Below are 13,562 nucleotides of genomic sequence, written 5' to 3'. Positions count from 1 at the left end.
CGGCTTGTTGAGATTGCGCTGGGCAAGAAGTGACCCGTGCAAGATGTTTGCGTCGAGCTGGCACTTCGCAGCTTGGTGGGGACCGCGCCAGTTTGTGGAATTGCGATTGGCCGAAAAGGGGCGCCCGACTAAAAGGTGTTCCGCTGGAACGAACCGCGCATATGTGCGGCGGTCGGAGACCGGGGCAGCTTCAAGTTATAGGATTCAGCTTTGTCAGGCCGCGATCGCTTTCCTCGCGGCTTGCGCAAGAAAACCGGATCGAGTGAAACCGTGCTGTTCGGCATAGTGGTCGATCTCACTCAAAACGTCGGCGGGAAGAGTGACGTTGACACGCACACTCTTCACCGCTTCCGTAGGCGCTGGAATCAGCACGGCAACGCCGTCTCTATTCTCGGCGCTCGCCATGACCCCCTCGAGAGAGGAGGGTTCAGGTACGGCTTCGCCGTCCTCCGCCAGTCCCTGCAGATGAAGAGCCAGGGCTTCGGCGGCCATAGCGCGCGCATCATCGAGATCCGTACCAGCGGTGATCACGCCGGGAAGATCAGGAAACGAGACGCCGTAATCGCTGTCAGCGTCCTTATGGATCAGGGCAATGTAGTGTCGCATGAAAGCTCCTCTCCTTGGGTGGGCCGATGGCCCTTTCTATGCGCTGTCAATTCAACTTCAAATCGGCTTGCTTCTCAATGCTCTTGAGCGTTCCGATCGGGATATCCCTCTTGGGGTGCGGGACCGTGACGCGGTTGGGTGCTTGAACTGAATGTGGCTGCCTTTCTGGGCGACCTGTTCCCAACCATCGGCCATCGAGGACAGGGGCTGGTGGCTTGCCCGCAATCTACCGTTCGTCGATCACGTCGCCTTGATGGGGCTAGAAGAGACCGGCTTTGCCCATTGTGCGACGTAGGTTTTTCGGTCACACCGCTCGCTTGCCTGCACTCTTTTGCGGTTTTCGATCCGGTGGCTGTCGCTGGCCTGGGCGCCGCTAGCGGGGTCGTCTCTGCCGATTTGGGCGTCGGTGCGTCGTGGCGCACGATGCCCAGTGGATTTGTCGAGATAGGGGTTGGAGATGTAGGCACCATCCATGTGCCGGGCAAAACTACGGTGCTCGCGCTTTTTTCTTTCGAATGACGCGAAAAAGATTGTTCACCGGGCGCGATAGTAAAGCTGCTCGAACATGGGATATGCGCCGAAATTCCGCGATAGATTGAAGAAGTTAGCGAAATCCTGCGCGACAATGCTGGTGTCGTCGGTGTGCTAACGATGGAGGCTCCAATGGTGTTGGCAGCTCCGATTTGAATCGATCGATCCGACGTGGGAGGCCACAAGGCCGATTGAAGTGTGGTGCGGGAAGGGGGCTGGTTCTTATGAGGCGCGGGTCCTCCACCAGCGCAGCGCCAGCCTGCTGCGCGTCGTCCTCCATCATCTGCGCGTCTCCGGCACCGAGCGACATCTTGGTGCTGTCTACCGTCTTTTGGCAGCGGGGCAGGCGATTCTCGGCCTCCTTGCAGAGGGCCCACGATGACGAGGCGCGCAGCGCGCTCAAGGAAATTGTGCAGGCCAGGGAAAGTTTACTGGGGGTCCAGCTCCCGATGTGCTGCTGAACTTGGATGGAGCGCATCTTCGCGACGAGGTCATCCGGTGCTGGCCTCTGCGATAGTAAGGTAACGCCGTGAACTGATCGCCGGCCAAGTCGCATGAGCTGCACGGGGCGACCTTTGGTTGGGTGGTTTCATATTGGATGCTGATAGAACGTGGTCTGGCGCGGAGGGGGCCGGCAATCGATTGTGGTATTATATTGTGGTAGTCGTAAGACTGTTTGCCGCCGTTCGCGGGTCATGCGAAGGTCAATCCGGGAGCTGAACGGGCGTTGAAACGCCTGGTTGATGGTTGGCATGGGTCGGCGGCGGGGAAAATCTACACAAGGCGGCGAAGCCCTGATGCTCGTTGTGGGGGCGGTGATCGCTGCTGTGGTCGCCATCTACCGCTTCGTGGTTGAGAACGTGCTCGTCCTCGGAACGATCGCAATCGTCTGCGGCGGCATCTATCTCACTATTCGCGCGATCTTCAGAGTAGGACCGCGGAGAGGGCCAGCCGAGGTGCCCGCATGCGGGCCTGAATTCGAGATCAATGTCCCCCCATTGTCGGCCAAAACAAATCCTTCTCGTCAGAACAGTACATTGGCCCGATGGGTCCGCGCAGACGAGCGGGTGAAGCTCGGAAATGTCGAGATTGGGGGAGGCCTTTTCTACCTTGGAGATGGCGTTGCGGTGCCCGGCGGTGTGACCGCGCAATACGCGATCAATCCCAATTTATCTGCTCAAGCTCAACGTGCGGATATCGGCGGAAGCTCGATGCCATATTGGCCTTCCTATGCGGATATGTCTCCCGCGGCCCGTCGAGCGTTCCTCGATTGGATGCTTGGAGGCAGGCGCGACCCCGCTTATGGAATTGGCCTCGTTTTCATCTTTTTCTATGGCCTCGAGCATCGCATGTTCGTTGAGCAGGGTGATGACGCTGCATCGTTGGTCGACGAGGTAAAAAGGCTATTGGCAATCTACGGCGCGAATGGGTCGTTCCATCACTACGCCAATAATTTCCTCGACCTCGCCAATGCTCAACTTTCGGCCCGTATTGATCTGCCGCCTCTTTCGCCAGAGCGCGTCGCTGGCCCAGACATGGACCTCCCTACGCGGCTCTATCTCGGCGCAAAACTGGCTCATTCACCAACGCTGACATCGGCAGATGACGCTCTGCGCTGGGTCTTGGCCATGCCGGATGCTCATCTCAGAACACCGGCCGTGCGCTGCTTCGACGAATTCGCTGCGCTGTGGACAAAGCGCTTTACTGAGCGATATCCGAACGGCCTCCCTGTAAAGACGCAGCAAAGGATATCCCTCCAATATCGCGCTGCGAGCGGTGCATTCAACGTCGCAATTCACGGCCGGCACGAACAATATCCTGACGTATCAGGTCTGACCAAACAGCTCGATACCTTGCGAAACCTTGTTGAGGATTGCACGATCGAACTGGATCCCTTCAGCCGCTTCGTGGGGCGTAAACCAAATCTGCGCAACTCCATCGTGGCAAGGGGGCTATTGCCGGCCGATATCTGGCAGCAATCCGGTTCGCAGGCGATCGCGGACTTTCGCCGACAGGTCGAGACCGTACTGGGAACCCAGGGTCGTGGGAGCGCCACAGCTCAGCACATTTTTGAAATGGCTGGCTTTGAGGTGCCGGCCATTGGAAAGATCCCCGCCACTTCTGCCGAAGTGCTGGGACGTGCGCTCGATGCGATCGACGTGGCTATCGAGCCGGACCTGAGATATGGCAGCAGCATTCCTCGTGCTGACGAACAGGTGTTTGTTTTCAGGGCTGCGAATGGTGGACCCGTCGATCCTGCTCGGGCAACCTTTCGAGCCGCCAGAACTCAGGTCGAAGTGGCGGTTCTTGCAGCTGGCTCCGATGGAGACGCTTGCTATGAAGAGGTCCAGCGGACCATCAACAGAATCCGTGCCACGCCTGACCTGTCCGGTGTCGAGCAAGCTCGCCTGATTGCCTTCGCCGTCACAGCCTTTAACAGTCCCCCCAAACAAACTCGCGTATTCCGTAAGCTCGCGGAAGTAGGGGAAGCTGAACGGCAGGCTATCGCGGACGCAGCTGTTGCCGTGGTAGGGGGCGACGGGAGTATCGACGTCGGCGAGGTTAAATTCCTGGAACGGCTGCACAGAACTCTCGGCCTTCCACGGGAGGCTGTCTATCAGAACCTTCATCAGGCAACTGCAGAAAGGACAGATGAGCCAGTATCTATCAGCGAGGAAGCGCGGAGTGCAGGAATCCGCATCCCGAAGGAGCCGGTCAACTCGCCGCTTGAGCTTGCATCTGGCGAGGGCATAAACATTGACGCCGCCAAGCTTGCTCGGACACGCCGGGAGACCGAGGCTGTATCTGCACTATTGTCAGATATTTTCAGCGAAGAAACGGACCAGCCGCCGACGTCCGAGCGCGATGAGAAGATCGCGCTGCAGGGGTTGGACGGACCGCACAGTGAGCTCGTACAACTGCTCGAACAACGTGGGTCAATGACCCGATCTGAGTTCGACCGCCACGCAAGGGACATGCGATTGCTCCCCGACGGAGCTATCGAGCGTATCAACGATTGGTCCTTTGAGTGTTTTGATGACGCATTGATTGAAGACGGCGAAGAGGTGGTGCTAGCCCCCCATCTGCGCGGGCGCATCTCGGAAATGAAAGATAAGGCTGCATGACCAAGAAGTCGATTAAGCCCAGAGAACGGGATACGATAATTCAGGCTCTTTCCGCAGGCGTCGTCCCTCGTCTTGGCTTGCCACATATCCAGGTCGGTCGCGCAGGAGAAATCGGTGCGCTGGTGCGCGATATCGACAGGATCGCAGATGGCGGGGCCGCCGTCAGATTCGTAATCGGTGACTATGGTGCCGGAAAAACGTTCTTCGCGGGGGTTGTGCGTCTCATAGCCCTTGAGAAGCGTTGCGTGACAATGCATGCCGATCTGTCTCCCAACCGGCGTATTCATGCCAGTAGTGGTCAGGCACGCGCGCTCTATGCGGAGGCCGTCAACAACATGTCGACCCGCAACAAGCCGGAAGGAGGTGCGCTCCAAAGCATTACCGAACGTCTCGTCATGGATGCGGTGAAGGAGGCTGAGGAAAAGGGGGCGGCCGTCGAAAATGTCATCGATCGGAAGTTGGAGGCCGTCACTCAATTCGCGGGAGGTTACGACTTCGCCACAGTGCTGAAAGCCTATTGGCGTGGAAGCGAGGAGTCCAATAGTGCTCTGAAGGAAGCTGCCATCCGTTGGCTCCGCGCCGAGTATTCGACCAAGACAGATGCAAGACGGGACCTTGGCGTCAGAAGCATCATCGACGACGAGAACGTGTATGAATCTCTCAAGTGTCTAGGCTGCCTCGTGCGACTTGCAGGCTATGCTGGGTTGTTGGTCATGTTTGATGAAATGGCCCATATTTACAAGCTTCAGAACGCTCAATCCCGAAAGCAGAACTATGAGCAGCTTCTTGACATCGTGAACGATTCACTTCAGGGCACGACTTCAGGAATTGGTTTCGTCATGTGCGGTACGCCGGACTTCCTGCTGGATACGCGCCGAGGCGTGTTCAGCTACGAGGCGTTGCAATCCAGGCTGGCCGAAAACAGTTTTGCAAGTGGCGGACTTGTTGATTTCTCGGGGCCGGTAATCCGTCTGCAAAGGCTGACTCCGGAAGACCTTCTGATCTTGCTCAGCAACATCCGGATGGTCTTCGCAAGCGGAGATCCCTCGAAGTTCCTGGTGCCCGACGAGGCGCTGACTGCGTTCATGGAGTATTGCAACCGCAAGATCGGAGAGTCGTACTTCCAAACGCCGCGCTCGACTGTGAAAGCATTCGTGCAAATGCTCGCCGTCCTCGAACAGAACCCTGGTGCCAGGTGGCAGGAGCTTCTCGACCGCATCTCAATTGCTCCAGACGCCCCGGACGATGTGGAACCAGCCGAAGAGAGTGGAGACGGCGATGAACTCACCAGCCTCCGACTCAACCCTTGAAGGTGCTTACCACCGGCTCCACCCGACAATCCGTCGATGGATCCACGATCAGGGATGGGATGAGCTTCGCGAAATTCAGGCGCGCACGATTCTCGCTGTTCTGGACAGCGATCGCGATGTTCTGATTGCCGCCGCGACCGCCGCCGGAAAAACGGAGGCCGCATTTCTACCAATCCTAACCCAGGTCGCTGATAGAAGGGCGCTGGGATTTTCTGTCCTGTATATTAGTCCGCTGAAGGCCTTGATCAACGATCAGTTCAAGCGTCTCGACGAACTCTGCGCGAGTATGGAGATCCCAGTCGTTAAGTGGCACGGTGACGCTCCGCAAGGAGACAAGAAGAGGGCGCTATCTAAGCCACAGGGAATTGCGCTCATCACTCCGGAATCGATCGAGGCGATGCTCACCAGGCGCCCGAGTGATGCGAAGCGTCTGCTCTCGTCGGCTGATTTCATGGTCATCGATGAGGTTCACTCGTTTCTTCAGGGGCCCAGAGGGCTTCATCTAGCAAGTCTGCTGCGGCGTATCGATGCGATGTCAGCCCAGCCTGCGCGACGCGTCGGGCTGTCCGCGACCATTGGTGATCTTTTCCAGGCGGCGACATGGCTCCGTCCGACTGCGCCCGAGATGGTCCAGATATTGGAAGCAAAGACCGATTCTCCGGAACTCAGGCTTCAAATACGTGGCTATGTGGAGCCGCCAGAGCTTGACGATCCCGATCATGCCGAGGGTGGGGCCGACGCCGAGCAGGTGTCATTCAGGATTGCGCTGGACGACATCGCTGACCATCTGTTCAAGACCCTGCGCGGTGCCAACAACCTCGTTTTCGGTGGCTCACGTCGCACAGTCGAGTCGGCCGCTGACCGGCTCAGGCGGCGGTCTGACAAGGCAGATGTGCCAAACGAGTTCTTCCCGCATCACGGCAGCCTTTCCAAGACGCTGCGGGAAGAGCTGGAGGACCGCCTCAAGGATGGAAAGCTGCCGACGACAGCGATTTGTACCTCAACTCTGGAGCTGGGCGTTGACATCGGTTCAGTGAAGTCCGTAGCCCAGATCGGTGCTCCTCGCTCGTTGTCTTCTCTAAAGCAGCGGCTCGGTAGAACCGGACGAAGGAGGGGTGTGCCATCCGTTCTTCGTATCTACGTGCGCGAGCCGAACATCGACCGAAAATCCGGTTTGATCGACCGGTTAAGACCGAACACGATCCGATCGGTGGCGGTCATCCAGTTGCTGTTGGACAAGTTTGTCGAGCCGGCCGGCCAGATTCCAGAGGTGGCCTCGAGCCTGATTCACCAGATCCTGTCTGTGATAGCCGAACGGGGCGGGATAAGAGCACGGCCCTTGTATGACTTGCTGTGCGGCCCTGGCCCTTTCGCCGCGATATCCGTGAACGAATTCGCTGACCTCCTTCGCCATCTGGCGTCGGACGCGATCCGCTTGATTGAGCAGTCGAATGATGGGCTCATCATGCTTGCCGAGAAGGGAGAGCACACGGTTCAATCACGAAGTTTCTTCGCCGTCTTCGAGTCCGCGGAAGAGTGGCGATTGACAATCGAGGGCAAGACGCTCGGGACTTTGCCGATATCGTTCCCGGTCCATAAGGATGGCCTCGTCGTATTTGCAGGCCGCAGGTGGATCGTTAACGACGTAGACGAAAGGACGAATACGCTCTTCGTGGCCCCCCACCCGGGTGGGGTCGTGCCCCGATTCGAACGCGCCGACGGCGAGCGTCTGCACGACCGTCTGGCCGCCGAAATGCGGAACGTCTATCTGTCCACCGATGAGCCGCCGTATCTTGACGACAAGGCGAAAGAGCTTTTGGCCGAAGGGCGGGAAACGTTCCGCAAGTTCGAGCTCGACAAGCGAAGGGTTATCGAAGAAGAGCGGGATCTACATCTTTTTCTCTGGCGCGGTTCTCAGGCGACGGCGGTGTTTGGGGCTGCCGCAGCTATGGCTGGGCTTCCAGTTCAAGTCCATGACCTTGGGCTGACCCTTGCCAAGACGACGGAGGCCGAGGCTTTGCCGAAATTGAGGCGGCTCAGTTCAGTTGATCGCTCCAGAGCGATCCAGGTTTCCGACTTCGTTGAAAATATCGCAGCCGGCAAATTTCGGGACCAGGTGCCGCTTGCCTTGGCTCGGACCCTATGGACTAGACAAAACGCTGCGGAGCTGGGCAATATATCGGAGATTGCAAGAGAGCTCTGACGCAGCTTTCAAGATGGTGATGAGGGATAATGCAGAAGATTGGAGTCAAGCTCAGCCTTAGCGCGCGCGATCTCCTCGGCCACTTGAACTGCCGCTACCTGACAAACCTCGATCTTAAGGTTGCCAACGGTGAATTGGCCAAGCCGAAGATCTGGGATCCTGTCCTTGAGACGCTAGCCGCGCGGGGATCTGAGCATGAGCAGGGCTTTATAGACCATCTGAAATCAAGCGGTTTGCCAGTCATCTTGATCGACGGAATCGGCGTCGACAATGCGGCGCTGACTGCCACGCTCGAGGCCATGGAACGCGGCGACGCTGTCATCGCTCAGGGCGCTCTCCAGGTTGGCAACTGGAACGGTCGAGCCGACATTTTGCGCCGCGTGGAAACGCCGAGCAAATTCGGTGCGTGGTCCTACGAGGTTACGGATACGAAGCTCGCCAGGGAAACCAAAGGCAATACGATCCTTCAGATCAGCCTTTATTCCGATCTGCTAGCGAACATGCAGGGAGCAGCTGTCGTTTCCGCTTGTGTCGTGACGCCGGGAACAAATTTCGAACCGGAAGTATATCGAGTCGCCGACTACGCGGCCTACTATCGACACGTTAGAGGTAGCTTGGAGCGTGCGGTAGCTACGCCGGCAGCTACAAGCGCCTACCCTGAACCCATTGAGCACTGCGACGTCTGCAGATGGCGCCGGCACTGTGACGAAAAGAGGCGCGCGGACGATCATATGTCGCTCGTCGCCGGTATCAGCAAGTCTCAGATCGGAGAATTTGAGAAGCACGGTGTCGGTACGATGGCCGCGCTAGCCGCCTTGCCAATGCCTCTGCCCTGGAGGCCAGATCGCGGTGCCACTCACAGTTATGAGAAGGTTCGTGAACAGGCGCGAATTCAGGTCGAGGGGCGGATCGCAGATGCAATGTTGCACGAAGTCTTGCCGCTTGAGCCGAACTTTGGGCTCTATCGTCTCCCGGAGCCGTCAGCAGGCGACATCTTTTTCGACTTCGAGGGGGATCCGTTTGTCGGTGATGCCGGGCTCGAGTTCCTGTTTGGATATCTCTACGCAGATGAGAGGGGGAGCTGGCAGTATACCGGTGATTGGGCGTCTACTCGCCACGAAGAGAGGATAGCTTTCGAGCGTTTCATCGATTTTGTTACGGAACGGCAGAAGGTCCACCCCAATCTTCATATTTATCACTTCGCTCCGTACGAGCCGGCTGCGCTCAAGCGGCTCATGGGGCGATATGCGACGCGCGAGAATGAGGTGGACAACCTTCTGCGCGGGGAAGTGTTCGTTGATCTCTATTCGGTGGTACGCCACGCAATTCGCGCCAGCGTCGAAAGCTATTCTATCAAGAAGCTCGAACCGCTCTACGGATTCGGTCGATGCGTCCCTCTGGAGCTGGTCGGGGCAGTCCTAGCCAGGACCCAGGCGCGGCTGGAGATGGCCGATCCGGAAGGGATTCCAGAAGAAGATAAGGTCGCTGTCAAAGGCTATAATCGTGACGACTGCGCGTCCACGGAAGCGTTGCGACGCTGGCTTGAGGCCCTTCGGGCCGACCAAATCGCAAAGGGGGCGACAATCGATCGTCCAGGCGCGGTGACGGTTGAAGTCAGTCCCGAGCTGGACGCATGGCAACAGAAAGTGGCTGCGCTCGCGGCTCAGCTCCTCGAAGGCGTCCCGGATGACGCAAATGAGCGGACAGAGGAGCAGAAGGCGCGATGGCTGCTTGCGTCCATGCTGGATTGGCACGGTCGCGAGAAGAAAGCCGTATGGTGGGAGTATTTTAGGCTGAGGGATCTTTCGGCCGAGGATCTCCTGCACGAGCGCAGCGGCCTTGCGGACTTGGCATTTGTTGGGGAGGCAGGCGGAACGGCCAAGGCACCCATCCATCGTTACCGGTTTGCCCCGCAGGATACCGACATCCGGACGGGTGACGATCTACGCAGCCTCGGAGGCGAGAAGTTTGGAAATGTCACGGCGATATCACTCGAAGAGCGAACGATTGATATCAAGAAGCGTAAGGATACCGCGGATGTTCATCCTACGGCAATCTTCGCCCACAGCTTTGTCGACACTCAGGTGCTTGCCGAGGCCGTGGTGCGGCTCGGCGAATATGTGGCAAGTCACGGCATCGAGGGGAACGGCGACTACCGTGCAGGCCGAGATCTGATCCAGGCTATGGCGCCACGCCTCCGGGGACTGCCGCTTCAACAAGATGGTGAATCCACGCTCGCCACCGCAATACGGGCGGGGCTTACTCTCGATCAGAGCATTTTCCCTCTGCAAGGGCCTCCAGGAGCAGGAAAAACCTTTACGGGCGCCCGTATGATCTGCGCCCTGGCAAAGGAGGGAAAGCGGATTGGTATCACGGCAAACAGCCACAAGGTCATCCGCAACCTGCTTGATGAGGTGATCAAGGCGGCCAGGGCAGAGAAGCAGGTCATACAGTGCGTGCAAAAGGTATCCGACGATGAGGATGACTTACCCAGTTTAACTTTCCTCAAGGACAATGACGAATTCCTCGACGCGCTCAGTGGCGCCGGTCGGGTCGGCGGCGCGACCGCCTGGTTCTGGGCCAGGTCAGACGCTTCGCAGTGCGTTGACGTCCTCTTCATCGATGAAGCTGCCCAAATGTCCCTTGCAAACGTCCTTGCAGTATCTCAATCAGCGAAGAGCATCGTGCTGCTCGGTGATCCGCGGCAGCTTGAGCAACCAATTCAAGGAAGTCATCCGGACGGCGCTGAGGCGTCAGCGCTGGATCACATCCTTGGCTCGCATGCCACTATTCCAGCCGATCGGGGCTTGTTCCTGCCGGAGACCTGGCGGCTACATCCCGAAATCTGCGCGTTCAATTCGGAGCTCTTTTACGAGGGCAGGTTGTTTTCTCGACCAGGTCTGGAGAGGCAACAGATCAGGTCACCAGGGCGGCTGGTAGGGGCGGGGCTTCGCTATCTTCCGATCGAGCATTCCGGCAACCAGAACTCCTCGCGAGAGGAAGCCGACGCCATTCGTGAGCTCGTGACCAATATCCTGGATAGTGGCACGACTTGGGTCGATCGAGATGGCGCCGAGGCCATCATTAAGCTCGAGGATATCCTGATCATCGCGCCCTATAACGCTCAGGTGTTCGAGTTGCAGGAGCGAATACCCGGTGGGCGTATTGGCACGGTCGACAAGTTTCAAGGACAGGAGGCTCCGATCGTCATCTATTCCGTGACCACATCGAGCCATCTCGACGCTCCACGCGGTATGGAATTTCTTTACAGTGCCAATCGCCTTAACGTCGCGACCTCAAGGGCCAAGTGCATCTGTGTTGTAGTTGCCTCGCCACGCGTCTTTGAAGCTGAGTGCCGAACGCCAAGGCAAATGCAACTTGCCAATGCTTTCTGCAGATATCTTGAGATGGCAACCCCCTTGTGATGTTAGTCGCGGATATCGCGCCAGGGGACATCGAAGCCCTAACGCCTACGGGGAATTAGCGAGGAAGCCGAGCTAACCGCCGTGATCGGAGGACAAGCGCGGTATGCCTCGGCAGGGGACGCGCTGAATTGTGTCGCTAGATGCACAATTACAAGTGCCAGACGGGGCCAATCAAGACGCGGGCCGCCGAACGCCGTTTCCGGCAGCGCTGCTTGAGCGTCTTATCGCCTCTCCGGGCGGCAAGCTGAACGCTTGGCAATAACGTAACTCGTCGTAAGCTCGAGATGATTTTGAAAGGCAACAGAAGGATCGAATGGCCGGCATAGATGGTGGTCGTGCCACGTCGAGGCTTTTCGTATGCCCGTCTTCTTCCAGGCTTTGGCTATCAAAGTCTTCGCGGTGTCTGCCATTGTTCGCTATCAGCTCGGAATACGGTCGTCGTGATATGGAGAAAATCAACCCGTTCGGCGTCCTTTGATAAACGCTTCCGTCGACAGGATAAGCTCGCGCCCATACGTACGAGCCGCAGCTATCACGTTCCGCTTCTTGACGCCAAGAAGAAAGTAGAGCGCGTGAGCAGCTGCAACGATGAGAACCACCAGAACACGCTTTGCCATGTTGCTGCTCATATTGAGAGGCCAGGCGCACCAGAGGACTGCGCTGCAGATCAGCACGACCAGCGCATTCAATGCAAGCGCAGGCCATTTCACGCCGAGCAGGTTGCGGCGAAAGCCGTAAGCGCAGTTCTCGTTGAAGAGAATTGGAAATTTCTTGGTGTCGCGTGTGTTTGTACGCAGCCAGGTGCCGGCGAGTTCGTAAAACGCGTCAGCTAGGGCAGGGGCGTCTTGCTCATCTGCTTCCGTTGGCTCGGCCTGCTTGATTTTCGTTGCGAGAAACGTGCGGTAGCGATCCTTTGATAGAGGATCGAGCGTATTGTCCGATCGATGCATCATGGTGATCGATGGTTTCCCGCCGATTGCGTTGTATAAGCCGGGTTCGATGGCTTGTCCCTGCTTCCTGGCCCAGTCAGACAACGCGTAGAGGAGGCCCAACGTGGCTATCGTCGTGATAACCACGTAAAGATCGAAGTCCTTCCAAGGGATAAGAAGGAAAACGGCCGCGAGCGCGGGTGCTACCCCGAGAATCGCGGGGATGAACCGCGCTCGGACCGTGTAGGCGTCGAAGAATTTAAGCATCGACGCGCCAGTGTTGCCAAATGTGCTCATGCTGCGGACTTGGCCTTGTCTTCAACTTCCTGCGCGAGGGGCAAGGGAATCGACGGGCTCCAACCTCGACCTGGAGAGCCGGATTGATGCATCTTTTGGACGCCGCGAGTGACGTGGACCGGATAGCCGCGACGCAGGAAGGCGTTGCTCACCTGACCACGCGGGTAGTCCGTCTTGTTGTCGCCAACAGAGCAGTAGGCGATACCGAAACTCATTCCGTTGGCCATTTTTGTGCCGAGCCAGCGATCAAGAACAGAGGGCGTCACGTTGCGACGGCTTCCGTGATGGGGAACTTGAACGAAGCTCGGTGGCTTGAGCAGGCCCAATCGCGCGGCATAGTCGGCAGCTTCGTTGAGGCCATCGGGTCCTACGTCCGCGGTCAGCAGGATATGAGAGCCGTCGAGGACGCCCAGTTGCACGACACTCGTTTCGTTTGAAGCCGAGGTGGGGTCGGGATCGTTAGAGAGGGTTTCGATGTCCCAGGTCTCATAGAGATAGTCGCGTGCCTTTTTCAGAGCTTCGACGAGGTAATTCGTGAGGGAATCCGCAGCGCTGTGCCGTGTCGGTGTTTTATCAAGATCCGGAATCAGGCGGACGTAGCGTTCGCGAGATGGCGCCAGCACGGTAAAGTTGCCGATCTGAGCTCCCTGGAATACGTCGTGGATCATCGTGCCCTGTTGTGCGGCAAGATTTTCGAGATCCACCAAGTAGGGGTGCATCTCGCGCATCTTCTTCACGAGGCCATCAACCGTGTAGAGGCCGTGGAAATGCTGCAGAGTTTCTGCCGCATAGAGCCAAGGGCGGTTCATCCAAAGATTTTGAACCTTCATGTTCTTCATCACCTCGACCAGGCCGGTCGCGTGGTCATTGTCTGCATGCGACAGGACCATGTGGTTGATAAAGAAGTTCGCGCCGTAATATTGTCTAATGTGTTCGACGATTTTTGTGCCCGTTTCAGTATATGCACCGTCCACGACGTGGACGAGTACGCCGCCGGGTACGCTATATTGAAGGCAGATGGCATCTCCGTTGCTATTGCCAACGGGCAGGAAGTCGATCTCGTACATCTTGGTTTCGCTCGCTATTGAAGGTGAATGAAACGGATTGGGCTCCTCGCCACGCCGGAGTTCCCCAGC

The 13,562-nt window shown here is 57.7% G+C and carries 8 protein-coding genes and 1 pseudogene; 5 read left to right on the top strand and 4 right to left on the bottom strand.

All coding sequences use genetic code 11. The features are described 5' to 3' along the window. Nucleotides 1-213 precede the first annotated feature (213 nt). Nucleotides 214-606 carry a type II toxin-antitoxin system HicB family antitoxin gene (locus QQL28_RS35490; protein ID WP_284273212.1) on the bottom strand — a complete coding sequence of 131 codons (393 nt, stop codon included), beginning with the start codon at nt 604-606 and terminating at the stop codon, nt 214-216. A 46-nt stretch (nt 607-652) separates the two neighbouring features. Next, a pseudogene (locus QQL28_RS35485) lies at nt 653-801 on the bottom strand (type II toxin-antitoxin system HicA family toxin). Here QQL28_RS35485 and QQL28_RS35480 point away from each other — a divergent pair. The 5 genes from QQL28_RS35480 to QQL28_RS35460 all read left to right on the top strand — a co-directional run bounded on the left by QQL28_RS35480 (nt 745) and on the right by QQL28_RS35460 (nt 11,200). Beyond that, the gene (locus tag QQL28_RS35480; RefSeq protein ID WP_284273293.1) at nt 745-1,125 is read left to right on the top strand and encodes a hypothetical protein; all 381 of its coding nucleotides are present in this window, start codon (nt 745-747) and stop codon (nt 1,123-1,125) included. The pseudogene QQL28_RS35485 and the gene QQL28_RS35480 overlap by 57 nt on opposite strands. A 755-nt stretch (nt 1,126-1,880) precedes the next feature. After that, nucleotides 1,881-4,262 (top strand): tellurite resistance TerB family protein, encoded by a 2,382-nt coding sequence (locus QQL28_RS35475; RefSeq protein WP_284273282.1) that lies wholly within the window; start codon nt 1,881-1,883, stop codon nt 4,260-4,262. Beyond that, entirely contained in the window at nt 4,259-5,572 is a 1,314-nt protein-coding gene (locus QQL28_RS35470; RefSeq protein ID WP_284273210.1) for an ATP-binding protein, read from the top strand. The genes QQL28_RS35475 and QQL28_RS35470 overlap by 4 nt, the downstream gene beginning before the upstream one ends. Beyond that, nucleotides 5,541-7,775 carry a DEAD/DEAH box helicase gene (locus QQL28_RS35465; protein ID WP_284273208.1) on the top strand — a complete coding sequence of 745 codons (2,235 nt, stop codon included), beginning with the start codon at nt 5,541-5,543 and terminating at the stop codon, nt 7,773-7,775. Before QQL28_RS35470 ends, QQL28_RS35465 begins: the two co-directional genes overlap by 32 nt. Before the next feature lie 29 nt (nt 7,776-7,804). Next, nucleotides 7,805-11,200 (top strand): TM0106 family RecB-like putative nuclease, encoded by a 3,396-nt coding sequence (locus QQL28_RS35460; protein ID WP_284273206.1) that lies wholly within the window; start codon nt 7,805-7,807, stop codon nt 11,198-11,200. A 455-nt stretch (nt 11,201-11,655) separates the two neighbouring features. Here QQL28_RS35460 and QQL28_RS35455 read toward each other — a convergent pair whose 3' ends face one another. Beyond that, nucleotides 11,656-12,426 carry a hypothetical protein gene (locus QQL28_RS35455; RefSeq protein WP_284273204.1) on the bottom strand — a complete coding sequence of 257 codons (771 nt, stop codon included), beginning with the start codon at nt 12,424-12,426 and terminating at the stop codon, nt 11,656-11,658. After that, nucleotides 12,423-13,493: a ComEC/Rec2 family competence protein gene (locus QQL28_RS35450; RefSeq protein WP_284273203.1), complete on the bottom strand. Its 1,071-nt coding sequence runs from the start codon at nt 13,491-13,493 to the stop codon at nt 12,423-12,425. Before QQL28_RS35450 ends, QQL28_RS35455 begins: the two co-directional genes overlap by 4 nt. Between the last annotated feature and the right edge of the window lie 69 nt (nt 13,494-13,562).

The sequence above is a fragment of the Bradyrhizobium iriomotense genome, assembly GCF_030160715.1.
Taxonomy (GTDB): Bacteria; Pseudomonadota; Alphaproteobacteria; order Rhizobiales; family Xanthobacteraceae; genus Bradyrhizobium; species Bradyrhizobium iriomotense.
Note: the sequence above shows the minus strand (reverse complement) of the source record. Positions and strands in the feature narration are given on the sequence as shown.